This is a genomic window from Ignavibacterium sp., from assembly GCF_025998815.1.
GTDB lineage: Bacteria > Bacteroidota > Ignavibacteria > Ignavibacteriales > Ignavibacteriaceae > Ignavibacterium.
The window spans coordinates 2,377,369-2,402,910 of sequence record NZ_AP026678.1; the positions used below are offsets into that span (position 1 = coordinate 2,377,369).

22 protein-coding genes are annotated in these 25,542 nt (G+C 34.0%); 18 read left to right on the forward strand and 4 right to left on the reverse strand.

Annotated features, from left to right (window positions below; all coding sequences use genetic code 11):
• Positions 1-6: 6 nt before the first annotated feature.
• A complete protein-coding gene (gene yidD, locus Q0X14_RS10225) occupies positions 7-252 on the reverse strand; it encodes a membrane protein insertion efficiency factor YidD (protein ID WP_297837903.1) in 246 nt (81 codons plus the stop codon).
• Between the two features lie 152 nt (positions 253-404).
• Between yidD and topA the strand changes: the two genes are divergently transcribed.
• The 6 genes from topA to Q0X14_RS10255 all read left to right on the forward strand — a co-directional run bounded on the left by topA (position 405) and on the right by Q0X14_RS10255 (position 7,776).
• Positions 405-2,744 carry a type I DNA topoisomerase gene (gene topA, locus Q0X14_RS10230; RefSeq protein ID WP_297837906.1) on the forward strand — a complete coding sequence of 780 codons (2,340 nt, stop codon included), beginning with the start codon at positions 405-407 and terminating at the stop codon, positions 2,742-2,744.
• 38 nt (positions 2,745-2,782) lie between these two features.
• The gene (gene lgt / locus Q0X14_RS10235) at positions 2,783-3,583 is read left to right on the forward strand and encodes a prolipoprotein diacylglyceryl transferase (RefSeq protein ID WP_297837908.1); all 801 of its coding nucleotides are present in this window, start codon (positions 2,783-2,785) and stop codon (positions 3,581-3,583) included.
• Positions 3,580-4,479, forward strand: coding sequence for a metal ABC transporter substrate-binding protein (locus Q0X14_RS10240; protein WP_297837910.1), 900 nt, complete (start codon positions 3,580-3,582; stop codon positions 4,477-4,479). The genes lgt and Q0X14_RS10240 overlap by 4 nt, the downstream gene beginning before the upstream one ends.
• A complete protein-coding gene (locus tag Q0X14_RS10245; RefSeq protein ID WP_297837913.1) occupies positions 4,476-5,210 on the forward strand; it encodes a metal ABC transporter ATP-binding protein in 735 nt (244 codons plus the stop codon). The genes Q0X14_RS10240 and Q0X14_RS10245 overlap by 4 nt, the downstream gene beginning before the upstream one ends.
• 264 nt (positions 5,211-5,474) lie before the next feature.
• Positions 5,475-6,275, forward strand: a complete 801-nt coding sequence (locus tag Q0X14_RS10250; RefSeq protein WP_297837915.1) for a metal ABC transporter permease — start codon at positions 5,475-5,477, stop codon at positions 6,273-6,275.
• A gap of 109 nt (positions 6,276-6,384) precedes the next feature.
• Complete coding sequence (locus Q0X14_RS10255; protein ID WP_297837918.1) at positions 6,385-7,776, forward strand: aminopeptidase P family protein; 1,392 nt, start codon at positions 6,385-6,387, stop codon at positions 7,774-7,776.
• Positions 7,777-7,979: 203 nt separating this feature from the next.
• Here Q0X14_RS10255 and Q0X14_RS10260 read toward each other — a convergent pair whose 3' ends face one another.
• Together Q0X14_RS10260 and Q0X14_RS10265 are read right to left on the reverse strand one after the other, a co-directional pair.
• The gene (locus Q0X14_RS10260) at positions 7,980-8,573 is read right to left on the reverse strand and encodes an indolepyruvate oxidoreductase subunit beta (protein ID WP_297837921.1); all 594 of its coding nucleotides are present in this window, start codon (positions 8,571-8,573) and stop codon (positions 7,980-7,982) included.
• Positions 8,570-10,189: a thiamine pyrophosphate-dependent enzyme gene (locus Q0X14_RS10265; protein WP_297837924.1), complete on the reverse strand. Its 1,620-nt coding sequence runs from the start codon at positions 10,187-10,189 to the stop codon at positions 8,570-8,572. Before Q0X14_RS10265 ends, Q0X14_RS10260 begins: the two co-directional genes overlap by 4 nt.
• A gap of 153 nt (positions 10,190-10,342) precedes the next feature.
• Between Q0X14_RS10265 and Q0X14_RS10270 the strand changes: the two genes are divergently transcribed.
• Genes Q0X14_RS10270 through Q0X14_RS10300 form a run of 7 tightly spaced genes read left to right on the forward strand, consistent with a single transcriptional unit; the run spans position 10,343 to position 17,556 of the window.
• Entirely contained in the window at positions 10,343-11,257 is a 915-nt protein-coding gene (locus Q0X14_RS10270) for a nucleotidyltransferase domain-containing protein (RefSeq protein WP_297837926.1), read from the forward strand.
• A complete protein-coding gene (locus Q0X14_RS10275) occupies positions 11,257-12,723 on the forward strand; it encodes a radical SAM protein (protein WP_297837928.1) in 1,467 nt (488 codons plus the stop codon). The genes Q0X14_RS10270 and Q0X14_RS10275 overlap by 1 nt, the downstream gene beginning before the upstream one ends.
• Positions 12,724-12,726: 3 nt before the next feature.
• Positions 12,727-13,548: a class I SAM-dependent methyltransferase gene (locus Q0X14_RS10280; protein ID WP_297837930.1), complete on the forward strand. Its 822-nt coding sequence runs from the start codon at positions 12,727-12,729 to the stop codon at positions 13,546-13,548.
• 10 nt (positions 13,549-13,558) lie between these two features.
• Entirely contained in the window at positions 13,559-14,332 is a 774-nt protein-coding gene (locus tag Q0X14_RS10285) for a class I SAM-dependent methyltransferase (protein ID WP_297837932.1), read from the forward strand.
• Complete coding sequence (locus tag Q0X14_RS10290; RefSeq protein WP_297837934.1) at positions 14,329-15,381, forward strand: glycosyltransferase; 1,053 nt, start codon at positions 14,329-14,331, stop codon at positions 15,379-15,381. Before Q0X14_RS10285 ends, Q0X14_RS10290 begins: the two co-directional genes overlap by 4 nt.
• A gap of 1 nt (position 15,382) precedes the next feature.
• Positions 15,383-16,894 carry a radical SAM protein gene (locus tag Q0X14_RS10295; RefSeq protein ID WP_297837937.1) on the forward strand — a complete coding sequence of 504 codons (1,512 nt, stop codon included), beginning with the start codon at positions 15,383-15,385 and terminating at the stop codon, positions 16,892-16,894.
• The gene (locus Q0X14_RS10300) at positions 16,891-17,556 is read left to right on the forward strand and encodes a methyltransferase (RefSeq protein ID WP_297837940.1); all 666 of its coding nucleotides are present in this window, start codon (positions 16,891-16,893) and stop codon (positions 17,554-17,556) included. The genes Q0X14_RS10295 and Q0X14_RS10300 overlap by 4 nt, the downstream gene beginning before the upstream one ends.
• Here the strand turns inward: Q0X14_RS10300 and Q0X14_RS10305 are convergent.
• Complete coding sequence (locus Q0X14_RS10305) at positions 17,553-18,260, reverse strand: pirin family protein (protein WP_297837943.1); 708 nt, start codon at positions 18,258-18,260, stop codon at positions 17,553-17,555. The two genes, Q0X14_RS10300 and Q0X14_RS10305, sit on opposite strands and share 4 nt — an antisense overlap.
• A gap of 152 nt (positions 18,261-18,412) precedes the next feature.
• Here Q0X14_RS10305 and Q0X14_RS10310 point away from each other — a divergent pair, with 152 nt between their 5' ends.
• The 5 genes from Q0X14_RS10310 (at position 18,413) to Q0X14_RS10330 (ending at position 25,519) form a co-directional block, all read left to right on the forward strand.
• Positions 18,413-21,580 (forward strand): sensor histidine kinase, encoded by a 3,168-nt coding sequence (locus tag Q0X14_RS10310; RefSeq protein WP_297837945.1) that lies wholly within the window; start codon positions 18,413-18,415, stop codon positions 21,578-21,580.
• Positions 21,577-22,215, forward strand: a complete 639-nt coding sequence (locus Q0X14_RS10315; RefSeq protein ID WP_297837948.1) for a response regulator transcription factor — start codon at positions 21,577-21,579, stop codon at positions 22,213-22,215. The genes Q0X14_RS10310 and Q0X14_RS10315 overlap by 4 nt, the downstream gene beginning before the upstream one ends.
• A 244-nt stretch (positions 22,216-22,459) precedes the next feature.
• Positions 22,460-22,726: a hypothetical protein gene (locus Q0X14_RS10320; RefSeq protein WP_297837950.1), complete on the forward strand. Its 267-nt coding sequence runs from the start codon at positions 22,460-22,462 to the stop codon at positions 22,724-22,726.
• 108 nt (positions 22,727-22,834) lie between these two features.
• Complete coding sequence (locus Q0X14_RS10325; RefSeq protein ID WP_297837953.1) at positions 22,835-23,758, forward strand: pyridoxal-phosphate dependent enzyme; 924 nt, start codon at positions 22,835-22,837, stop codon at positions 23,756-23,758.
• Positions 23,759-24,028: 270 nt separating this feature from the next.
• Positions 24,029-25,519: an ATP-binding protein gene (locus tag Q0X14_RS10330; RefSeq protein ID WP_297837956.1), complete on the forward strand. Its 1,491-nt coding sequence runs from the start codon at positions 24,029-24,031 to the stop codon at positions 25,517-25,519.
• Positions 25,520-25,542 lie beyond the last annotated feature (23 nt).

Genomic DNA, 25,542 nt, shown 5'->3' on the forward strand with positions numbered 1-25,542 from the left:
TAAAACCTATGGAACAGGATCATAACCACTTCCGCCCCAGGGATGACAACGGGAAATTCTTTTTATTCCAAGCCAAAGCCCTTTGAGCAAACCGTATTTTTTTAATGCCTCCAATGTGTATTGCGAACAGGTTGGAGTATATCTGCACGAAGATGGAAATAACGGCGAAATAAAAATCTGATAGATTTTGATAAGAAGTATAAACGGAAATGCCAGTACCTTTAAAATTTTGTTCAGTATATCTTTAATCATCAACATAAAAAATTTTTACAGGTCAAATATCAACAAAAAACAGATTATTGCTAAAATAAAGTGATTTTAATCTGCTACTTTGTAATTGACTTTGATATTTCCGATAAGTTTAGGTTAAATTTGCAATCGTTTTTCAAAACATAAAGAAAGTTATGGCAAAAAATCTTGTTATTGTAGAATCCCCTGCTAAAGCAAAGACAATAGAAAATTATCTCGGCAAAGAATTTCTTGTTGCATCTTCTTACGGACACATACGCGATCTTGTAAAGAAAGATAAAGGAGTTGATATTGAAAATCACTTCAGACCGATTTATAAAATTCCCGAAGATAAAAAACAGGTTGTAAAAGAATTAAAGAAACTTGCTCAGAAAGCTGAAACAATCTGGCTTGCAACTGACGAAGACCGCGAAGGTGAAGCAATTTCCTGGCATCTTAAAGAAGCTTTGGAACTTCCCGAAGAAAAAATTAAAAGAATAGTGTTCGATGAAATAACAAAGAAAGCTATTCTTGAATCCATTCAGAATCCGAGAGGAATTGATTATCATCTTGTTGATGCTCAGCAGGCAAGAAGAGTTTTAGACAGATTGGTGGGATTTGAAATCTCACCGATTCTCTGGAGAAAAATAAAAACCCGACTTTCTGCAGGAAGAGTACAATCTGTTGCAGTAAGATTAATTGTTGAACGCGAAAGAGAGATTGATGCGTTTGTTCCTGAATCAAGATTTAAAGTTGTTGGATTGTTTTCATTTAAAGACGAATCAGGAAAAGAACAAACTTTAAAAGCTGAACTTGCCAGATTTCTTAAAGACGAAAAAGAAGTTGAAGAATTTCTTAATAAGTGTTCCGCTTCTGAATTTGTCATTCAGGAAATAGAAACAAAACCATTTAAGAGATCGCCTGCAGCACCTTTTACAACATCAACACTTCAGCAGGAAGCTGCAAGAAAACTTCGGTATTCTGTTTCAAGAACAATGCTTATTGCTCAGAAACTTTATGAAGCGGGCTATATAACTTATATGAGAACTGACTCGGTTAATCTTTCTGATTTTGCTCTTGATGCTGCCGAGCAAACAATTAAAAAAGATTTCGGAGAAGAATATCATCACAAAAGAACTTATCAGACAAAATCAGCAAATGCACAGGAAGCTCACGAAGCAATTCGTCCAACAGATTTTTCAAGAGAAACTATAAGTGGTTCTAAAGATGAAAAAGCTCTATACGAGTTGATATGGAAAAGAGCAATCGCTTCTCAGATGAGTGATGCAGAAATAGAAAGAACTACTGTTAAAATAAAAGGTTCAAAGCTTGATGATTTGTTCACTGCCAAAGGCGAAGTAATTCTGTTTGACGGATTCCTGAAAGTTTATCTTGAAGATACCGATGAAGAAAATATTGAAAATGGTGAAGAAGGAATTCTTCCGCCGGTTAAAAAAGATATGAAGCTTAATGCCCAGTTAATTACAGCAACAGAAAGATTCACTCGTCCGCCAGCGCGATATACAGAAGCAAGTCTTGTTAAAAAACTTGAAGAACTTGGAATAGGAAGACCCTCTACCTATGCTCCAACAATAAGCACAATTCAAAAGCGTGGTTATGTTCACAAAGAAGAAAGAGATGGAAAAGAAAGAGAGTATCGTGTAATTACTCTTGCGCAAAACGGAAAACTTAAGAAAGAAATTAAAACTGAAATTACCGGCGCAGATAAAGGAAAACTTTTTCCTACGGATATCGCAATGGTTGTAACAGATTTTTTGATGAAACATTTTCCGCAGATAATGGATTATCAGTTTACAGCAAAAGTTGAAGAAGAACTTGACGAAATTGCATTGGGAAAATTGAAGTACGAAGAAATGCTGAAGGAATTTTATTTCCCATTCCACGATAAAGTTATTCATACAACTGAAACAGGTGAAAGAGTTTCGGGAGAAAGAATTTTGGGTAATGATCCGGAAAACGGTTGGATTGTTTCTGTAAGAATTGCTCGCTTTGGTCCGGTTGCACAAAAAACCGATCCGAATAATCCTGAAGCCAAACCGGTTTATGCGCCTTTGCGTAAAGATCAGAAAATAGAAACAATAACTCTTGAAGAAGCTCTTGAGTTGTTTAAACTCCCGAGAGTTGTTGGAGAATATGAGGGCAAAGAAGTAATTGCGGGTATCGGAAGATTTGGTCCATACATCAAACACGATAACAAATATGTTTCAATTAAAAAGCAATTTGATCCGCATACAATTACGCTTGATGAAGCAATACAGGTAATTGATGCAAAACGTGTTTCTGACTCAGAAAAATTTATCAAGGTCTTTGATGAAGATCCCACATATCAAATATTAAACGGAAGATGGGGACCATATCTTAAAGCCGGAAAGAAAAACATTAAACTTCCCAAAGATCGTGATCCATCATCCTTCACTTTTGAAGAATGTGTTGAACTTGCGAATAACAAGGAAGAATCAAAGAGCAAAAAGAAAACAAGTAAAAAGAAATCTTAGCTATATTACTTGTATAAAAAAATATTTTACTGAAGATTATGATTATCAGCTCTATCTGGTGGCAGGTTAGTCCGGAAATAATGAAACTTGGTCCGTTTTCATTGAGATGGTATGGACTTTTATTTGCTCTCGCTTTTGTATTCGGTTATATGATCCTAACAAAAGTGTATCAACGGGAAAAGAAACCGCTTGAAGATCTCGAGCAACTTTCGATTTATGTTATTCTCGGAACTGTTATTGGCGCAAGGTTAGGTCATTGTTTGTTTTATGATCCGGCATATTATCTAACAAATCCGGTCGAGATACTGAAAGTCTGGCAGGGCGGATTAGCTTCACACGGTGCTGCAATCGGAATTCTTACCGCACTTTATCTTTTCTCACGAAAGAAAAAAGATCAGAATATGATCTGGATTTTAGACCGGCTTGTAATCGTTGTTGCTCTTGGTGGTGCTTTGATAAGACTTGGTAATCTTTTTAATTCTGAAATCATCGGTAAAGCTACTGATGTTCCATGGGCTTTTGTGTTTGTTCGTGTTGATGAAATACCCAGACATCCTACTCAGCTTTACGAATCCTTATTTTATTTTCTTTCATTCATCATTCTATATCTGATTTATAATAAAAAATCCTCTTCACTTAAGCCCGGATATTTATTCGGATTATTTCTTATCCTGATTTTTGGGTTCAGATTTTTTGTTGAATTTCTGAAAGAAAACCAATCTGCTTTTGAATCCGCTTTACCAATTAATATGGGACAAATTTTAAGTATTCCATTTGTTTTATTAGGACTTTATTACATCTTTCGGAAAAAGCAGAATGTTAACTCAGCAAAGAAATGAAATCCTTTAAAGCCATACTTTTATTATTATCTCTTCTGATATTTGCCAGTTGTTCAAACAAAAAATCTGAAGAAAAAAATATTGTTGTTACGATTTATCCGTTCAAAGCAATAGTTCAGGAAATTGCTGGAAGCGATATTACAATAGATGTTTTACTTCCTGGCAGCGCTGATCCTCATACCTATGAAATGTCACCTTCAGACTATAAAAAAATTCAGAGTGCAAGAATATTTTTTTATGGTGCTGAATCTCTTGACGGTTGGGCAGCAAAAATTGATGTTGAAACCAAAGTTGAGTTACTAAAACTGGTTCCGGAAGATTTTCTGTTAAACATTGAAATGAGTGATGATCATTCGCATCATACAGATGATCACACACATCATCATTACGGAACAGATCCGCATTTCTGGTCAGATCCGTTAACTGTTAATTCAATGCTTGATTCACTTACAAAAATTCTTTCTGAATATTATCCGGAAAAGAAAGATTTATTCAGAAAAAATTCTGAGTTGTTTTCTCAAAAACTAATTCAACTTGATAGTAAAATAAGAGTTGAAATAAAATCAGTTAAACACAATAAAGTATTTTCAGCGCATCCGTTTTATGATTACTTTTTCAAAAGATATGGAATTGATGTTGTCGGCTCACTCGAAATTTCACCGGGACAGCAGGTTACACCAAAATTTCTGAAGAATATTTCAGAAGAAATCAAAAGAAAAAATGTGAAGGCAATTTTTATAAATAAGCAACACATCAGTAAACCTGCTAAAGTTTTGGCTGAATCAGTCGGAATCAAAACAGTTGAATTGGATCCTTTCGGTGGAACAGGTGATTTAAAAACTTATGAGCAGATTATATCAGAAAATCTGAAAACAATTGTAAATGAATTAAAATGAATGCCGTCGAAGTAAAAAATCTTTCACTGAGTTACGGTGATATTAAAGTTCTCGAGAATCTTAACTTTTCTATTCCGGAAAATTCTTTTGTTTCTGTTGTGGGTCCGAATGGTGCCGGCAAAACAACATTGATGAAAATACTTCTCGGTTTGATAAAGGATTATTCTGGTCAAATAAAAATTTTTGATAAACATCCTGATGAGATTGATCCGCAGTTAATTGGTTATGTTCCTCAGATAAAAACAATGGACAGAAATTTTCCTGCTCTTGCAATTGAACTTGTTGCGTCGGGTTTACTAAGAAAATGGCCGTGGTCAGTGAGGGGAAATGATAAAACAAATTCAGTTAAAGCACTTGAAATGGTTAAAGCAGAACATCTGGCTTATCGTCCGATTACGGAACTGTCAGGTGGAGAACTTCAGCGAGTTTGTCTTGCAAGAAGTATCGTTCGCAATCCAAAACTTGTAGTGCTTGACGAACCAGCAACAGGAATTGATGCAATCGGAGAAGCAGATCTTTATAATCTGCTGGAAGCTTATCAGCATAAATCAAATGCAACAGTGTTAATGATTACTCACGATTGGCATGTTGCACATCATCATTCTGATTTTGTTTTGCTACTCAACAGAAAGCAAGTTAGTTTTGGTCATCCGGAAGAAGCATTGAGCGAACAGAATTTAAGAACAGCTTTCGGTCATATCGGACACGAACATAAAGTCAGAATTAATTGAATGAATGGTTGAATGGCTACCCTGGGCAGGTGAAGATGAATGTGTGAATGAATGGCTAACTTCATTTAAGTAAACTGAATTGATGAATGATTGAAAGTGTGAATGCTTGCCTTAGGTTGGTAAGTATGAATGGATGAATGGTTGAATGAATGAATGGTTGAATGATTGTATGATTAGGAAACTTAGATTATTACTTTATCATCTTGAGTTCATCGAAAGAGGACAATTAGAAACTAACAAAGCAAAACGTTAAGGTTTATTTCTGTGTTTGAATTTTTATCACTTCCGTTTATGCAGCGCGCTTTAATTGCGGGAATACTTGTGGGTTTTCTTGCAAGTTACTATGGAGTTTTTGTTGTTCAGCGCGGATTGGGTTTTTTGGGAAGCGGACTTGCTCATGCTGCTTTCGGTGGTGTTGCTTTGGGAATTTTACTCGATCAGGAACCTCTTCTAACTGCTGTTCCGTTTACAATTCTTGTTGCAATCGGAATCACTTATGTAAAAAACAAAACCAATCTTGCAGGCGATACAACTATCGGTATTTTCTTTTCTATCTCGATGGCACTAGGAATTATTTTCATTTTTATGAAAAGACAATATTCAAGCGATGCTTTTAATTATTTGTTCGGATCAATTCTCGCCGTATCAATTACCGATGTTATTGCACCTGCCATATTAATTTTTATTACGATTTTGTTTTCGCCTTTCTGGAAGCGGTGGGCTTATTCTTCTTTCGACAGGGAACTTGCACAAGCTGACAGAGTTCCTGTTCAGTTTGATGATTATATTCTTAGTATTTTAATTGCAGTTACAATTGTAGTTTCAATTAAAGTAGTGGGAATTGTTCTGATTGCAGCATTTCTGGTAATTCCACCAGCTGCTTCAAGACTGATAAACAAATCTTTCAGTAAAATGACAACCTTTTCAATTGTCTTTGGAATTACCACAGCAATTGTTGGATTGTGGATTTCATATTATCTCGATGTTCCAAGTGGTGCAACAATAATTCTGCTTCAGGCATTATTGTTTTTTATTGTAATGTCTGTTAAGAAAGTATTTCGATAATCACCACAAAATTTTTTAACTCATTTATAATTAACCTTCCAAGAATTGCAAAAATTTATTGTTAATTTTGCTATAAGATTATTTTCAATTTCCATTCACAGGAGAATTTATGTTTGACCGTCAAATCTATATCAACCGCAGAGAAGAACTGAAGAAAAATTTCAAATCAGGATTACTTTTATTTTTAGGCAATGATGAGGCACCGATAAATTATCCTGCTAATACTTACAACTTCAGACAGGATAGTTCTTTTCTTTATTACTTTGGTTTGCCGATTCCTAATCTTGCCGGAATTATTGATGTAGATGAAAACAAAGAATATCTGTTTGGATACGAATACACTCTTGAAGATATTGTTTGGATGGGACCTCAGCCAAAACTTGCCGAACTTGCTGAAAGAGTTGGTGTGCAGAATTCTGATTCAATTTCTAATCTTAAAAAATTCCTGAAAACAAAAATCAGCAAAGGAGTAAAGATTCACTTTCTACCGTTGTATCGCAGCGAACACAATCTGAAGCTTGCATCACTTCTTGATGATGATCCTTATAAAGTAAATAAGAAAGCTTCAAAGAAATTAATTGAAGCTGTGGTTGAACAAAGATCAGTTAAAGCTGCTGAAGAAGTTGCCGAAATAGAATATGCACTCGAAATTGCCTATCAGATGCATACAACTGCAATGAGAATGGCAAAACCCGGTTTAACCGAGAACGATATTTATGCAGCACTGAATGGAATTGCACTTTCTCTTGGAAACGGAGTTTCATTTCATCCGATAATTTCGATTAACGGACAAACTCTTCACAATCACTTTCACGGCAATCAGCTTCAGGAAGGCAAGTTACTTGTTTGCGATGCTGGTGCAGAGTCTTATGAATTTTATGCAAGCGATATTACGAGAACAATTCCCGTTGGCGGAAAATTTTCTCAGCGACAAAAAGACATTTATGAAATAGTTCTTACAGCCCAGAAGAATGCAATTAATATGATAAAACCCGGCGTTAAGCACGTTGATGTTCATCTAACTGCGGCAAAAATTATTGCTGCCGGACTAATTCAACTTGGCATAATGAAAGGCAATCCGGGCGAAGCTGTTAAAGCCGGCGCACACGCATTGTTCTTTCCACACGGACTTGGACATATGATGGGGCTTGATGTCCACGATATGGAAGGACTCGGTGAACAATTTGTTGGTTACGACGACAAAACTAAACGAAGCGAACAGTTTGGATTAGCTTATCTCAGACTTGCAAAAGAACTGAAGCCCGGATTTGTATTCACCTGTGAACCGGGAATTTATTTTATTCCCGAACTTATTGATCAATGGAAAGCAAAGAAGAAATTAAAAAACTTTATTAACTACGACAAAGTTGAAGAATACAGAAACTTCGGTGGAATCAGAATAGAAGATAATATTCTTGTAACAGAAACAGGTTACAAAGTTTTAGGAAGACCAATACCAAAAGAAATTTCTGATGTAGAAGCTGCGTATAGTGCAGTTTGATTAGCAAAAGTAGCCGCAGGCTTCAGCCAGCGTGATTTTACATCAACCACAATCTGAAGGTTGCGGCTACTAAAACAATTCTGATTTATTTGAGGACACAAAACTCTTCGAATCTTCCTTTATACACCATCATTCAATCAATCATTCCACCATTCAAATTTACCTGTCGAAGGTAGGCATTCAGTCATACATACATTCTTTTTCTACACTTTTTCTTTCTGATGTGTTAGTGAGAATTCTCTTCCAGCGTGAAGTGCCTGAATATTCAGCTCAACTATTTTCTCCCCTTTTCTTCCGAAGATTTTTTTTATTGCTTCTTCAAAATTTTCAAAAGGAATTTCTAAAAAAGGTGAAGCTGCTCCAAGCATAACAATATTTGATGAACGCGGTGATTTAACCTGCCGAGCTATTTCATCTGCATTAATTAATATATGATTTGGAAATTTTTCTATCTCTGAATGTAATACTTTCAAATCGGGATAATCGGGAATATTAATAAACGGAGTTGAATTAGTTACAAGCCATCCATCTTCTTTAAGCCAGGGTAAATATCTGAGAGATTCCATCGGTTCAACAGAAATAATAATGTCTGCCCGACCAAGCGGAATAAGATCACTTGCAATTTCTTTATCAGAAATTCTTAGGTGTGAGTAAACTGCTCCTCCGCGCTGACTCATTCCGTGAACTTCTGATTGTTTGATAAAAAGATTGTTATCCAATGCTGCTTGCGCAATTGTTGCAGCAATTGATACTATTCCCTGTCCACCAACACCTGATAAAATTATATCTGCTTTCATTGTGCAACCTCTTCAGTTTTAACTTTCTGTTCTTTTTTACTTCTCGTTGCTGTTTGAATACATTCTCGCCTTGGAATAATTACAGAAACACCCTCATATAAAAGTTCTTCGCGGATTACTTTAACCATTTCTTCATGAAATTTTGGTAGTGGAGTTAGCACACGCACATGCTCAGGTTTAACCCCAAGTCCGATACAAATTTCTTCAAGTCTTCCTGTTGCCGGAGAAGTCTGTCCACCGGTCATTGCCGTTGTTGCATTATCAGCAATTATAATTGTAACCGGAGTGTTTTCATAAACACAATCAAGCAAAGCAGTCATTCCGCTGTGAGTAAAAGTTGAATCACCGATTACAGCCACAGAAGGACGAACGCCGGCATCAGCAGCACCTTTTGCCATTGTAATTGAAGCTCCCATATCAACACAAGAATTGATTGCATTCCAGGGTGGAAGTGCACCAAGTGTATAACAACCGATGTCAGAAAAGACTTTTTGTTTACCAAATTCTTTCATCGTTTCATTAAGTGCATTGTAAATATCTCTGTGTGCACAACCCGAGCAAAGTTCCGGCGGACGATTTTTTATTATTTCCGGAATTTTGAAAAACTGTTTTACTTCTTTTCCCAATGCTTTTCCAACGATATCAGGATTTAATTCGCCATCTCTTGGAATTGCGCCGCTTAGTCTGCCTGTAATCTTGCCGCTTTTATCAAAGTAACCTTTAATCTGTTCTTCAACAAATGGATATCCATCTTCAAGCACCAATATTTTCTCACACTCATTCACAATTTTATCAAGCAAAGAATAAGGCATAGGATACTGCCCGATCTTTAAAATTGGAAACGGACAATTATTCTCTGGATAATTTTCCATCAGATAATTAAAAGCGATTCCGCAGGCAATAATTCCGAGTGATTTATCGTTACCATCAATGAATTTATTATACTTTGAATTTTCCGCAGCTTCTTCTATGGCAGATTGAATTCCCAATAAACCCTTGTATCTCTTTCGTGCATTCGATGGAAGAAGAACAAACTGAATCGGATCATCAGGATAAGTTAGTGGATTTTCCTGTTTAATTTCTTTTCTTTTAATACCTGAGCGTGAGTGAGATAATCTTGTTGTGATTCTGATAAGCACAGGAATTTTAAACTTCTCAGATAATTCAAAAGATTCATAAGCCATATCATAAGCTTCCTGCTGATTTGACGGCTCAAGCATTGGAATCATTGCAAACTTTCCATAGAATCTTGAGTCCTGCTCATTTTGCGATGAATGCATTGACGGATCATCTGCAACTGTGATTACAAGTCCGCCATTAACTCCTGTTATTGCGGCATTGATGAAAGGGTCGGCTGCGACATTTAAACCAACATGCTTCATACAAGCCATTGCACGCTTGCCCGCATAACTCATTCCGAGCGCTGCTTCAACTGCGGTTTTTTCATTCGCAGACCAATTGCGATGAATATTTCTTTCAATCGCAATTTTGTTATTTTGTACATATTCGGTTATTTCTGTTGAAGGTGTTCCCGGATAAGCATAGACGCCAGACATTCCTCCATCAATTGCACCCTGAGCAATTGCTTCGGCACCGAGTAAAAGTAATTTTTCCATAAAGAACCTTTTCTTTCCCCGTGAATAATTTTTAGTTTTTTTATTATCAAAAATACTTATTAAAAAAGCCAGTAAAAACTAATCGCAACTTTTTATGTCACCTTTCTTTGATTATTTTCACTAATGGAAAGCGGATGTTTTCCCAATCATTTTATGTTGTCACTACTAAGTAAAAATATTATAAAAACACTGGCTTATTACGATATTTTCTCTTATCCACTTAAAGCCGAAGAGATTTATCACAATCTGCCGGTTAATCATTGCAGCACAGCTGAAGTTACTTCAGAGTTGGAACAACTTTATAATAACAAACTGGTTTGCAGAATAAATGATTTTTACCTCCTTCAAAACAATCCTGAATTTGTTTCAAGAAGATTAAAAGGAAATTCTCTCTGCGAAAAGAAAATCAAATCTGCTTTCAGAATGTCAAGATTTATTTCAAAGTTTCCTTACGTGCGTGCAATTTTTCTTACCGGTTCAATTTCAAAAGGATATATGGAGAAAGACTCAGATGTGGATTATCTGATTGTTACCGAACCCGGAAGACTTTGGGTCGCCAGACTTTTTCTTACATTGTTCAAAAAAATATTTCTTCTCAACTCAAGAAAAGTTTTTTGCATAAACTATTACATTGATTATAATCATCTTGAAATAGAGGAAAAGAATGTATTCACTGCAACTGAAATAGCCACACTTATTCCGACATTCGGTAAAAAATATTATGATGAATTTTATTCTAGGAATATCTGGATTAAAAATTTCTTTCCCAATTTTCCCAAAAGAAATAATAAATTGATTGATAATAAAAGCAGCCGCTTTCAAAAGAGCATTGAGTTTTTATTGAACAATCGCTTTGGTGATATGCTTGATGACCTTGCAATGAAAATTTTTTCAAACGCTACCAGGAAAAAATTTAATTATTTTGATGAAAAAGATTTTGCTCTTGCATTCAAAGCAACTAAGTGTGAATCTAAATATCATCCGAAATTTTTTCAGAAGAAAGTTTTAATCTCCTTAGATCAAAAGCTTATTCAACTTCAGCAAAAATTAAATATTACCTTGATGTGATGACTAAAAAAATTTTATTTACTCATTCTTACTTTTATAGATTCGATCCAAAACAATGGAAAGCAAAACAACCATTTCCGCCTCTTGCAACTATTACTGCAGCATCTTTCCTCAGAGCATCTGGTTACGAAGTAAATTTATTTGATACTGCATTGAGAAAATCTCCCGAAGATATAATTACTGCAATCTCCAATTACAAACCCGATTACCTGATTATTTATGATGATGGATTTAATTATCTGACAAAAATGTGTCTTACGAATATGCGTGAAGCTGCTTTCCGAATGACTGAAATTGCAAAACAAAAAAATATAACCGTTATAGTATCTTCTTCCGATGCAACCGATCATTATGAAAAATATTTAAATGCCGGAGCAGATTTTGTTATTATTGGCGAAGCGGAACATACATTGAAAGAGCTTCTGGATGAATTAACTACAAATACTAATAATGTTTTTGATGTTGATGGAATTATTTATAAAAGTGCTAATCAGATTATAAAAACAAATCCCAGACAGATTGAAAGAAATCTTGATGTATTCCCGATGGCTGCCTGGGATTTACTAAACATTGATGATTATAAAAAAATTTGGAGTGAAGGAAGAAAAGAATTTACTCTAAACATTGCAACAACAAGAGGTTGTCCTTTCAAATGTAATTGGTGTGCAAAACCAATTTATGGAAACAGATACAATTCCCGTTCTCCACAAAATGTGGTTGATGAAATTGAATTCCTTCAGAGAAAATTTGGTGTAAAATACTTTTGGTTTTGTGATGATATTTTTGGCCTAAAACCAGGTTGGGTTCAGGAGTTCAGAGATTTGGTTAAGCAAAGAAATTTGAGTTTCAGATACAAAATTCAATCGCGTGTTGATTTACTTTTGAAAGAAGATACAATTGATGCATTAGCAGAATCCGGTGCTGATATTGTTTGGGTGGGAGCTGAATCCGGTTCACAAAAAATTCTTGATGCAATGGATAAGGGAACAACTGTTGACGAAATTTATAAAGCAACCAAACTTCTTAAATCAAAAAATATTAAAGTTGCTTTCTTTCTTCAGTTCGGTTATCTGAATGAAACAAAAGAAGATATAAAGAAAACAATCAAAATGGTTTTAGAACTTATGCCAGACGAGATAGGAATTTCCGTGTCTTATCCGTTACCCGGAACAAAATTTTATGAAATTGTAAAAGAACAAATGAAAGAAAAAACAAACTGGACAGATTCGGATGATCTTTCTTTGATGTTCAGAAATACTTATCATCCTGCATACTACAAAAAACTTCATCGTTATGTCCATAAGGTTTACAAGAAAAAAGTAAGCATAGAAGCAATTAAGAAAATTATTACTCAACCCATTCAGCTTAATAAGAATTATCTCCGCTCGGCTCTAATGTCATTTTATTATTTCCCTGCTGAACTGATTGACAGAATATCACTAAAAAAACTTGAGACGCTCAGCTGAAATATGATTAATGATTCTCAGAATTTTGATAAAGTTAATCTTGCGTTTTCGATGCAATCAATTATTTATGATGAATACGAAAAATCAAATCCAATTCTCTTGTGGATGCGCCAGCAGGTTTATGATGTGGTTTTAAGTCATCTAAAAAAAGGCGATAAAATTCTTGAACTGAACAGTGGAACAGGAACCGATGCAATCTTCTTTGCAAAGCAAGGTTATGATGTTACCTGCACAGATTTATCCGATGGAATGATTGAAAAGATTTCAATCAAAGTAAAAAAAGAAAATCTTGCAGAGCAAGTAAAAATTTTTAAGTGCTCATTTACAGAACTTGATAAACTTATTCCGAATAAATTTGATTTGATATTCTCAAACTTTGGCGGATTAAATTGCATTAATGATTTAAGATTAGTAACCCGTTTCTTTCCAACTTTATTAAATGACGGCGGAAAAGTTATTCTTGTAATTATGCCTCCTGTTTGTCTTTGGGAATTAGCAACAGCATTTAAAGGAAAATTAAAATTTGCTTTAAGAAGATTTCGTAAAAATGGCGCATCTGCAAATGTTGAAGGAATTGAAATCAGGACATTTTACTTTTCAGCAGAAAAAATTAAAGAAGCGCTAGGAAAACAGTTTAGGGTAATTCAATTGAAAGGTTTAGGAGTGTTCACGCCTATTCCACAAATGGAAAATTTTATTATCAAACATCCTCGCTTGATGAAGATTCTTAAAAAGTCAGACCAAATTTTAAGCAAACATTTTCCATTTAATTTAATCGGCGATCACTTAATTTTGGTTGCTCAATTTAATCCCAAAACAAAATGAAAGTGTATGAATGAACTTATCTGAAGTACTGCAACTACCGAAATCAGACGGGGTATATCTTTTTGAAAAAGAAAAAAATCCATTCGAAGAAAATTATCTGAAAATAAGAAGAAAAGAGAAGCGTTTATACAGTGATGATGAAGTTAAACTACTTCCGTTTGCATCTTCACTTAATCCTCATAAAAAAGAATGGGATAATCGCGCAAAATCATTTATCAGATTCAAAGAATATCTGAAAAACTTTAATAAACAAATTGATATACTTGATCTTGGTTGTGGAAATTGTTGGTTTGCCGGTGAGTTGGCAAAGTCATTCCCACATAATTTTTATTGCGCTGATATAAACTTATATGAATTAAAACAAGGAGCAAGATTATTCAAAAACGAAAACATCAAATTTGTTTACGGTGATATTTTCAAAATGGAGTTGGCGAAAAATTCTTTTGACTTAATTGTGCTGAATTCATCAATCCAATATTTCGAAAACATTACCTCATTACTTAAGGAATTGATTTTTACTCTCAAACTTGATGGCGAAATACACATAATTGATTCGCCATTTTATGAGATTGAAGAAGTTCAACTTGCAAAACAAAGAACCGAAGAATATTACAGAAAACTTGGCTTTCCCGAAATGAGTAAATTTTATTTTCATCATACATATAAAAACTTACTCGATTTCAATCACCAGATTTTATTCGATCCGCGCACTTTGAAAAACAAACTCCTGGCTTTTGCATTTAAATCCGACTCACCCTTCCCCTGGATAAAAATTAAAAGATGAAAAAAGTAAAACACATACTGATTCTGACTCCCGGTTTCCCAACTGATGAAAACGATTCGGTGTGTGTTCCGCCGTTGCAGGATTTTTTATTGCACTTCAAAGAAAAATATCCTGAGGTTGAATTTACAATTATAGCATTCCAATATCCCTTTGATAAATCTTTTTACAAATGGCACGATATGTTTGTTTTAAGCTTGCGCGGAAAAAATCTGAAGCGTGAAAAAATTTTTGTTTGGGATGGCGCTTTAACAATGGCTAAATATTTAGCAGGACAAAATAAACTTGATGTCGTTCATTCGCTTTGGCTTGGCGAATGCGCTTTAATCGGAAACAGAATTGCTGCAAAGTATAATGTCAAGCATATCTGCACTCTGATGGGACAGGATGTTAGTCCCAAAAATGTTTATCTGAAAATCCTGAACCAGAGAAAGATGGAAATTGTCGCTCTATCGGAAAATCAATCGCAAGCTTTTAAATCACTTACAAAACGCGAAGTTGATAAAAAAATATTTTGGGGTATTCCAACTCAGAAATATGATTACAGTTCAATAAGAGAAATAGATTTAATCGGCGTAGGTTCTTTAATACCGCTTAAAAATTTTAAGCTGATGATTAAAACGATTAAAGTCCTCAAAAAAGATTTTCCGGAAATTAATTGCAAGCTTATTGGTGATGGAAATCAGGCAAATGAACTTAAGAAGTTATGTAAAGAAAATAATCTTGATAAGAATATTGAATTTCTCGGAAAGCAATCCAGAGATTCAGTCTTTGAATATATGCGAAGAAGCAAAATTCTATTTCATCCCTCAACATTCGAAGGTTCGGGAATGGTGTTTGCCGAAGCACTTGCAAACGGAATGCATATAGTTTCATTTAATGTCGGTTATGCACAGAAAAATTCTAACTGGCAAATTGCTAACAGTGACGAAGAGATGATCAGCAATGTTAAAAAACTTTTATCATCTGAACTTAATCATTCTGCTCAAAACCTGTTTCCTATTGAAAAAACAATTAACGACTACGCAAAGCTTTACGGCTTAATTAACTGATATGAACAAAATCATTCTCTTTAATCCCAAAAGTGCAAATTGGAAACATCGGATTCCAAACTCAATACTTCAGATTGGCGCTTCTATTCACAACAAGCATGAATATGTTTTTGTTGATGGAAACTTAGAGACCGATTGCTGGAATAAAATTAAAAAATATCTTGATACAAATGAGTATAAGTACTTTGCTGTAACTGTAATGCCCGGAATGCAACTAAGGCAAGCAATTCCCTTTTCTAAAAAAGTAAGAGAAAGCTTTCCTTCAGTAAAAATTATCTGGGGCGGATATTTTGCTTCTAATCAATATAAAGTTTGTCTTGAATCTGGTTTTGTGGATTTCATTATCAATGGTCCTGGTGATGAAGCTTTCCCACAATTGATTGACGCTTTAGAAAAAAATGCTGACTACTCTTCTATAAACAATCTGATTTACAGAAAAGAAAATCAAATAGTTAAAACTCACAAATCTGATTTAATTGATCAGGATACTCTACCTCCTTTGCCTTATGATTATCTCAACCGGTTCTATTCAATCGAAAAATATCTTGGCAAAACTTTTTTAGGAAAGAGAACAGCAGCTTATCATTCAAGCGTTGGTTGTCCTTTTACTTGTTCGTTTTGTGCTGTAGTCCCAATTTACCAGGCGAGATGGAAAGGAAAATCTGCAAAAAATGTTTTTAATGATTTGATGTACCTTAAAGAAAGGTTTAAAATAGATGCCGTTGAATTTCACGATAACAATTTTTTTGTTTCTGAAAAAAGAACCGTTGAATTTGCTGAACTTGTAAAGAACGAGAAAATTAATTGGTGGGGAGAAGGAAGAATTGATACAATAGATAAGTACAAAGATGATTCGCTTGAAATGATGAAAGAAGCTGGCTGCAAAATGATTTTCTTCGGAGCAGAGACAGGTAACGATGATATTCTTAAACAAATGGATAAAGGCGGAACTCAGAGTCGTGAACAAATAATAGGTTTTGCGAAGAGACTTCGCAGGTTTAATATCATTCCGGAATATTCTTTTGTGCTTGGTTTGCCGGCAGATTCAGAAAGCAAAGTTTATCAGCAAATCAATGATGATATAAACTTCATTAAAGAAATTAAAGAAGTTAATCCCGATACCGAAATCATAATTTATGTTTATTCTCCCGTTCCCACAGAAGGTTCTGAACTTTATGAGCAGGTAACAAAAGCCGGATTTAAATTCCCATCAAATCTTGAAGAATGGTTAAGTCCTTCGTGGGAAAATTTTGATCTGAGAAAAAATCCATTAACACCGTGGCTTAAGCCTTTTATGATTGACAGAATAAAAAACTTTGAGACTGTGTTAAATGGTTATTTTCCCACAGTATCTGATTATAAGCTCACCTCATTTCAGCGAAAAGTAATTAAGTTTTTTTCTGCCTGGAGATATAAAACAGGATTTTATTACTTTCCTTATGAAATAAAATTCTTACAACGGTTCTGGTTAAAGTATCGTCAACCGGAAATAGAAGGGTTTTACGCAGAATGAATGTTTTCAAAAGAGTATTGTTTTCTGTTTTAAGTCGTGCTTACAAAATTTATTCAACCAAAACAAGAAATTGCAATTTCAGAAATCTTAAATTAAAAGTTCTGCCAGGTGTTTTTCATCCGGGATTTTTCTTCAGTACAAAATTTCTCATTTCACATCTTGATAAATATGATTTGAAAAATAAACGATTGCTTGAACCTGGCGCTGGTAGTGGAATGATTTCAGTTTATTCTGCTAAAAAGGGAGCTGATGTTACAGCAAGTGACATTAGCTTATCAGTGATTGAGAATATTAAAATAAACGCATCGTTAAATGATTGCAGCATAAATGTTATTTATTCCGATCTGTTTGATTCAATTTCCAAACAAGAATTTGATTTCATTATAATTAATCCACCTTACTTTCCCAAAAATCCAAAGAATGAATCCGAGTTTGCGTGGTTTTGTGGAAACGAGTTTCAATACTTTGAAAAGCTGTTCAAACAGATTACGGATTTTCTTTTTCCACAAACAACCGCATTAATGGTTCTGTCTGAAGATTGCGACATTAAAAAGATTAAAGCAATTGCAAATAAAAATAATGTTGAGATGAAGTTAATCGAATCAAAGAAATTTTTTTGGGAAGCGAATTTTATATATCAACTTCATCTCAACAAAAATTAATTCATCGGAACTTCAAGAAGAACGAACTCAGAATTTTCAATTACTTCAATTTCAAACTCACCTGTATCATAAATTCCAATAGCATCTCGTCTGAATAGATCTTCATCGCCAACTTTCAAATGTCCTTCTATAATAAAAAGATAAACACCACTTCCTTCTCTGATTTTATATTTAATTTTATTTCCTTTATCAAAATATCCCAACTTTATTTCTGCATTCTGATGAATATACAACGAACCGTTTTCATTATATCCGGAAACTACTGTAACAAGATTATTTCTTCGTTCTTCTTTCGGAAATGATTTCTGATCATATCGTGGGGTAATGTTTTCCTCTTTCGGATAAATCCAGATTTGCAAAAGATTAACTTTTTCTGATTTTGACGGATTAAATTCTGAATGTGTAACTCCGCTTCCAGCCGACATAACCTGAACTTCGTCTTTCTTAATGACCGAGCCATTTCCCATACTGTCTTTGTGCTGAAGCTGACCATCAAGAATAATCGTGATGATTTCCATATTATCATGCGGATGAGTTCCAAATCCTGAGTCGGGCAATACAATATCATCATTTAATACTCTTAACAAACCAAATCCCATTTTGTCGGGATCATAATATCGTGCAAAACTGAAACTGTATTTAGTATCAAGCCAGCCATAGTTTGCTTTCCCTCTTTCTTCAGAGCGATGAATTAAGTAGTTCATAGTTTCTCCTTATAAATTATCCATAAAAAATTTTGTGGATTAATGTTCTATTTTAGTTTATTATAAAATCGGATTTAGTTAAAACTACAAACGAAAATAATAAAAGATTGATTCATAAAAAGTTAAATAGTTTTTCAGTTTCCCTGTTTTTTGTGATTATTACTACAAGTCTGCTGGCAATCACAGAAAATCCTGATTACAAATTCACTCAGTTGAAGATTGAAGATGGTCTTTCACAAAGCACTGTTTATTCTATCATTCAGGATAAAAAAGGTTTTGTGTGGTTTGGGACAGGAAACGGTTTAAATAGATATGATGGATATAAATTTTTAATTTACTCCAATAATCCGGTTGATTCGACCACAATTTCTGATAACGGAATAATTTCAATGTTCGAAGATAAAGAAGGGATTATCTGGATTGGAACTTCAGCAGGAAACATCAATCGTTTTGACAGAACCAAAGAAGAGTTTTCTCATAAAAATATTTCTGAACTGATTGAAAAATCTGAACTTCCCTCTGATTATTACTTTGATTATCCGATTTCATTTGCAAGAAATCTTTCACAAACTATCACAGCAATTTGTGAAGATTTAAATAATAATCTCTGGATTGGAACCTGGGGAAAAGGAATAATTGTAATTGATAAAAACTTTAATCTGTTGAATCATTTTTATAATGACTCAAATGATAATAACTCAACTTTGCCTTCAAACAGAATAATGGATATTCAATGTGATAGCGACGGAAACATCTGGATTGCAACCTTTGGCAAAGGATTACTGAAAGCTGAATTGAACGGCAATAAATATAATTCTGTAAAGTTCAACACCTTTCTCAACAAAAATTCTGATATCGCTGGCGATGATTTTATCATAAAAGTTTTTGAAGATAAAAAGAAAAATATCTGGATTGGAACTTATTATTCGGGCGTTTTCTTTTTATCGGCAGACGAAAAGAATCTAAATCCAAAGCAAGTAAACTTCATACAGTATAAAAATTCAGTTAGTGAAAATTCATTATCAAACAATACTGTAATGTATTTTGATGAAGATAAAGAAGGAAACATCTGGATTGGAACTTTGGGCGGTGGTCTCGACAGATTCAATACAAAGTCAAAATCTTTTTCAAATTTTAAATCCGATCCGCTTAACCAAAATTCACTTGCCGATAATGATGTTCTTTCGCTTTGTGTTGATAAATCAGGAATTGTTTGGGTTGGTTCACATCTTGGTAAGGGCATAACAAAAATTCAGCGCAATACAACCAAGTTTAATCTGATTGGTTTTCAACCTAACAATCCAAAGTATCTTAATGATGGTGTTGTTTGGGCAATTCATAAAGATAAATCCGGTTTATTATGGATTGGAACTTATAAAGGCGGACTTAATTGTTATGATCCTTTGAGAAACAAATTATTATTCTATAAAGATAAATCGAACAGTAAATTAAGCAGTAATCACATTCGTGTGATAGCTGAAGATAATTACGAAAATCTTTGGATTGGTACTTATGATGGAGGATTAAATATCTTCAATAAAAAAACTGGCGAGATAAAAGTTTATAGCCACAATCCAAATGATACAAATTCAATTGCCGGCAATCAGATTCAAACAATTCTGATTGATGGAAATGATTATTACATCGGAACATTTGGCGGAGGAATAAATAAAGTTTCAGTAATTGGCAATCCATTTACTCAACAATTAAAGTTCAGAAATTTTAAACATAAAGATGATGATGAATACTCGGTTTCTGATAACCGTATTTATAAAATTTATAAAGATGAAAAAGGAATAATCTGGATTTGCACTTATGGAGGTGGTGTAAATCTATTTAATCCCGATTCTGAAACATTCAAAAAATATCCGAATACAGCTGCTGAAAAAGAGAACATTACAGCAAATAATATGATGACAATCTTAAGAGATTCTTACAACACAATGTGGGTTGGAACTTATGGAGATGGATTGTTCAGTTTTGATATTGAATCGGGTAAGTTTACAAGATATTCTGTTAGAGAAGGAATGTCCAGCGCAGTTGTTTATGGAATTTTAGAGGATAGATTAAAAAATCTCTGGATAAGTTCTGATAACGGAATTTATAAATACGATTTAATCAACAAAGATTTTACACGATTCGATATTAAAGATGGTTTGCAAAGTCTTGAATTCAGTGGCGGAGCTTATCTCTATTCAAATGACGGAATAATGTACTTTGGTGGAATAAACGGAATTAATTATTTCCGACCGGAAGAAATAAAGACCAATACTTTTATTCCTCCTGTTGTAATTTCATCAATAAAAGTTTTGGATAATATTATTAAAGGCGAACCTTCCGAATTAAATCTTCGCTATGATGAAAACACAATAAGCTTTGAGTTTGCTTCTCTGGATTATTCTGATCCGAAAGACAATCTATATGCATATATACTCGAAGGTTTTGATAACGATTGGCAATTCACAAACTCTTCTTTGCGAATTGCTACCTACACAAATCTGTCACCGGGCGAATATGTTTTTAAAGTGAGAGGAAGTAACAGCGATGGTATATGGAATGAAAACTATGCATCAATAACAGTAATAATTTCACCACCATTCTGGAAAACATATTGGTTTATTGCTCTTACATCTTTGATTGTAATTTTAATTCTTTATTATGTATTCACCATACGAATTAAAAGTCAGTTAGCAATAGAAAAACTTAAGTCACGCCTTGCAGCGGATCTTCACGACAATGTTGGTTCAGGTTTAACCGAGATATCAATTCTTAGTGAAGTTGCATCACGAAAAAATTTAAATACAACTTCAAACGAGCTTATGAAGATAAGTGAATTATCAAGACAACTTGTTGATAATATGAGCGATATAGTTTGGGTTGTTAATCCCGAAAAAGATTCGCTACATGATTTGATTATCAGATTAAAAAATTCTTACTCTGAAATACTTTCATCAATGAATTGCGAACTGAAAATAAAGGATATTCAGAAACTGAAAAGAATTAAAATTCCAATTGATATAAAACAGAATCTGTATCTTATTCTTAAAGAAGCTTTCAACAATGCAATAAAGCACAGCCATGCATCGCTGATACTAATGAGCTTTGAAACCGAAGATGATTTTCTAAAAATTATTTTACGGGATAATGGAATAGGAATGGACTTAAATAAAATTATTTTTGGTAATGGAATTTCTAATATGAAAAAGCGAGCACAGTCAATTGGATGGAAACTGGAAATTGATTCAAGAGAAGGTGATGGAACTGCAATAATATTCAGTGGTAAAATTAAATCAAGAAAATTATCTGAGTTACTTAAATGATTAATGTTGCAATAGTAGAAGATAACGATACTATCCGCGAAGGACTTTCGGCTTTAATTAACGGAACAGATGGCTATAAATGTGTTGCCGTTTTCAGAGATTGTGAATCATTTCTATTAAAATTAAATCAGTTACAAATTGATGTTGTACTTATGGATATTGGTTTACCCGGAATGAGTGGAATCGAAGGAGTTCAGAAAGCAATAAATAAAAATCCGGATCTTAATATCCTGATGCTTACTATTTACGAAGAGAGCGAAAAAGTTTTCGACGCATTATGTGCAGGTGCAACCGGATATCTTGTTAAGAAAACTCCACCGGCAAAACTTCTTGAGGCAATTAAAGATGCCTACGAAGGTGGCTCTCCTATGAGTTCGGGAATTGCGCGACAGGTAATCAATGCATTCAAAGAAACAAAAACAAAAGACGCAGTTGATGAAAATTATAATCTTAGTTCACGAGAAATTGAAGTATTGAATCTATTAGCTGATGGCTATAACTATCAGGAAATTGCAGAAACACTGTTTATCAGCGTTGACACTGTAAGACATCATATCAGAAATATTTATAAAAAACTTCATGTTCATTCACAATCGGAAGCTGTTGCAAAAGCAATAAGAAAAAAAATTATCTGAATGTAATTCGCTAATCTTCAACCTCATTTCTCTTTTGATTCTATTAATTCTTTTTATAACAAACTGTACACCTGTGTAGCATAAATTTTGGAAATAAGGTCAAAAAATAAAAACCGCACATTTGTGTAGTTGTTTAGCTGGTTAAATCTGATAGTTTTACAATCAGATAACAGTCACTTCTTTCGGATACCTCCTGAGTGAAATGTTATCTCAACCTAACCGATCAATTTGAAAAGGAGGAAATATGGAAAACACAGTTGAAAAAAAATTGAGTAATCCATTAGCCGATTTAATAAGCGATGAAGTTTGGGATTTACTTTACAGTCGCGGATTAATTAACGATCGCTCAGTTAGAGATTATCTGATTCGAAAGAAATTTAAAATGCTTCGTTCACAAAAAATTAGAACAGGCGATGCAATTGATGCTTTGCGAGAAGAATATCCGTATCTACAATTCGATACAATCAGAAAAATAGTGCATAACCCTCCAAAACAGGTAAGTAGATCATAGACCCTCTTGGATTGTTGGATATTCTTCATTTCCCCCGTCATCAGGTAAGCCCGGCCTGTTGACGGGATTTTTTATTTTCTCTCTTTCGTATTTTTGTTATGAATATTTATGAATGTCGAAGAGATTAAAAATTATTTTTCCTCATCCAGACAAACGCCACTTCAGCAAGTTAATGATGAGATTTTCCTGCAAAAGAAAATCAACCTTTTCATAAAACGTGATGATCTGATTGATGAATACCTGAGCGGTAATAAATTTTTCAAACTAAAGTATAACCTGATTGACGCCGCTGAGAATAATTATTCAACACTGCTTTCCTTTGGTGGAGCTTACTCGAATCATATTTATTCACTTGCTTATGCAGGCAAAATATTCGGCTTCAAAACGATCGGAGTAATCAGGGGAGAAGAACATCTTCCACTTAATCCAACTCTTAGTTTCGCTAAAGAATGTGGAATGGAGTTTTATTACTTAAGCAGAAGCGACTATAGAAAAAAGTATTCAGAGGAGATTTTATCCCATTTGAAAAAAACATTTGGCGATTTCTATCTTATTCCCGAAGGCGGAAGTAATTTTCTTGCAGTCAGAGGATGTTCAGAAATTCCCAAAAGAATAGAAGCCAACTATGATTATATCTTTTGTGCTTGTGGTACTGGCGGAACTATTGCCGGAATAATTGATGGCTCAGATGAAATATCAAAAGTAATTGGTGTTGCTGTTCTTAAAAATGCATCATTCCTCAAGAATGATATTTCTAAAATTTCACAAACTAAAAAATCAAACTGGGAGATTTTACTTGATTATCATTTTGGTGGCTATGCAAAATTTGATAATGAGTTGATTCAATTCATAAAATATTTTGAAAAAAAATTTAACATCCCACTTGAACCGATTTACACAGGCAAAATGCTTTTTGCTATTTATGATTTAACAAAGAAAAATTTCTTTCCCGAAAACTGTACAATAGTAGCTTATCACTCCGGTGGATTACAGGGACTAAAAGGTTTAATCGAAAGAAAGATTTGGAAGTAAGTGGTAGAAGGAGATAAGGTATAAGGGAATTAGGTATAAGGTATAAGGCAGAAGGTAGAAGGTATATGGTATAAAGGATTAGGTTTAAAAACCATTCAATCATTCAGCCATTCAATCATTCACCCATTCGGTTTTATCAATCGAAGGCAAGCAATCTGTCATACAATCAGTTTTAACTACCGAAGTTAGTCATTCAACCATTCATTCTTACCCGTGAAGTTTGATTATTATTTTCTTAGATTTCGACTGAATATTTTAATATGACCTGTAATGGATAAAATAAAAATACTTATCGTTGAAGACGAAGCTATTATCGCAAAGAATATTGAGTCAAAACTTACTAAAGCCGGCTATGAAGTTGTTGATACAGTTTTTACCGGTAACGATGCGATTAAATCAGGAATAGAAAAAAATCCCGATATAATTTTACTCGACATTAAACTTAAAGGCGAAATTGGTGGAATTGAAGCCGCAGAAAGAATAAAACAACAAAAAGATATTCCGGTTATTTTTCTTACTTCATACACTGACGAAGATACATTTGAAAAAGCAAAGCTTACTGAACCCGCAGCTTATCTTTCAAAGCCATTTAACCTCGATGAGTTAAACAGAATAATTCAACTTACTCTTTTCAATCATAAAATTAAAAAGGAATTAGTCGAAACAAAGAAAAGATATCAACTAGCAGTTGAAGCCGGCAGAACAGGTGTTTGGGAGTATATTCCATCCGAAAGAAAGACCATTGTTGATAGCGGTTTTCTGAAGTTAATGGGAATATCCGGCGAAGGAAAATCAACCGAAGGAAATGATTGGATAGATTTTGTACCGATCGGGGAACTTGAATTAATTAATTCCAAACTAAATGATCTTGTTTCCGGCAAGGTTGATACATATTCTTTTGAGCATAGAATTAAAAGAGCTGATGGACAAATCAGATGGGTTATTTCAAAAGGAAATCTTGTTAAAGATGAAGTAAGTAATAAAATAAAAATTGTAGGAACTCTCACCGATATAACTGAACTGAAAGAAACCGAAAAAAAATTAAAGCACTATGCGGATGATCTCAAGAGAAGTAACACAGCAAAAGATAATTTCTTTTCAATTATTGCACATGATTTAAGAAATCCCTTTCATACAATTCTCGGAGCTTCAGAACTTCTGGCACACTACTCATCCGATATGAGTATCGAAGAAATTAAAGAAACAGCTCAAAATATTTATCGTGCTGCAAGTAATGTTTATAATCTTCTTGTCAATTTACTTGAGTGGTCAAGATTTCATACCGGAAAAATTGAAGTAAAGAAAACACAATTTAATTTATGTGAGATTGTAAATCAGGTTCTAGAGCTTTATTCCGAGCAATCTGAAAGGAAAAAAATCACTGTTCACTCTCAATGCGATGACACTTGTTTCGTTTACACAGATAAATATATGATTGAATCTGTCATAAGGAATCTGGTTTCGAATGCAATCAAGTTTACTCCATCGGGAAAAAGTATCGAAGTAGTTTGTAAAAATCTGAACGATGACTTTGCAGAGTTCTCCGTTAAGGATTACGGAACTGGTATTCCAAAAGATATTCAGCAAAAACTTTTTCAGATTGATACTCAGATATCAACGCGAGGTACAGATCAGGAAAAAGGAACTGGTCTGGGATTGGTTCTCTGCAAAGATTTTATCGAGAAGAACGGAGGAACAATCTCGTTTGAGAGTGAATTTGGCAAAGGTTCAATTTTCAGAGTTACGATTCCCAAAAACTAATTATAAAAATAAACTTCGGAATA

Bases quoted from the DNA above. Each gene is read 5' to 3' on its own strand.
- Q0X14_RS10285 (WP_297837932.1), top strand. From the start codon at position 13,559: ATGAACTTATCTGAAGTACTGCAACTACCGAAATCAGACGGGGTATAT.
- Q0X14_RS10315 (WP_297837948.1), top strand. From the start codon at position 21,577: ATGATTAATGTTGCAATAGTAGAAGATAACGATACTATCCGCGAAGGA.
- Q0X14_RS10290 (WP_297837934.1), top strand. From the start codon at position 14,329: ATGAAAAAAGTAAAACACATACTGATTCTGACTCCCGGTTTCCCAACT.
- Q0X14_RS10275 (WP_297837928.1), top strand. From the start codon at position 11,257: ATGACTAAAAAAATTTTATTTACTCATTCTTACTTTTATAGATTCGAT.
- Q0X14_RS10240 (WP_297837910.1), top strand. From the start codon at position 3,580: ATGAAATCCTTTAAAGCCATACTTTTATTATTATCTCTTCTGATATTT.
- topA (WP_297837906.1), top strand. From the start codon at position 405: ATGGCAAAAAATCTTGTTATTGTAGAATCCCCTGCTAAAGCAAAGACA.
- Q0X14_RS10325 (WP_297837953.1), top strand. From the start codon at position 22,835: ATGAATGTCGAAGAGATTAAAAATTATTTTTCCTCATCCAGACAAACG.
- Q0X14_RS10255 (WP_297837918.1), top strand. From the start codon at position 6,385: ATGTTTGACCGTCAAATCTATATCAACCGCAGAGAAGAACTGAAGAAA.
- Q0X14_RS10305 (WP_297837943.1), bottom strand. From the start codon at position 18,260: ATGAACTACTTAATTCATCGCTCTGAAGAAAGAGGGAAAGCAAACTAT.
- lgt (WP_297837908.1), top strand. From the start codon at position 2,783: ATGATTATCAGCTCTATCTGGTGGCAGGTTAGTCCGGAAATAATGAAA.
- Q0X14_RS10320 (WP_297837950.1), top strand. From the start codon at position 22,460: ATGGAAAACACAGTTGAAAAAAAATTGAGTAATCCATTAGCCGATTTA.
- Q0X14_RS10300 (WP_297837940.1), top strand. From the start codon at position 16,891: ATGAATGTTTTCAAAAGAGTATTGTTTTCTGTTTTAAGTCGTGCTTAC.
- Q0X14_RS10295 (WP_297837937.1), top strand. From the start codon at position 15,383: ATGAACAAAATCATTCTCTTTAATCCCAAAAGTGCAAATTGGAAACAT.
- Q0X14_RS10245 (WP_297837913.1), top strand. From the start codon at position 4,476: ATGAATGCCGTCGAAGTAAAAAATCTTTCACTGAGTTACGGTGATATT.
- Q0X14_RS10270 (WP_297837926.1), top strand. From the start codon at position 10,343: ATGTTGTCACTACTAAGTAAAAATATTATAAAAACACTGGCTTATTAC.
- Q0X14_RS10330 (WP_297837956.1), top strand. From the start codon at position 24,029: ATGGATAAAATAAAAATACTTATCGTTGAAGACGAAGCTATTATCGCA.
- Q0X14_RS10265 (WP_297837924.1), bottom strand. From the start codon at position 10,189: ATGGAAAAATTACTTTTACTCGGTGCCGAAGCAATTGCTCAGGGTGCA.
- Q0X14_RS10280 (WP_297837930.1), top strand. From the start codon at position 12,727: ATGATTAATGATTCTCAGAATTTTGATAAAGTTAATCTTGCGTTTTCG.
- yidD (WP_297837903.1), bottom strand. From the start codon at position 252: ATGATTAAAGATATACTGAACAAAATTTTAAAGGTACTGGCATTTCCG.
- Q0X14_RS10260 (WP_297837921.1), bottom strand. From the start codon at position 8,573: ATGAAAGCAGATATAATTTTATCAGGTGTTGGTGGACAGGGAATAGTA.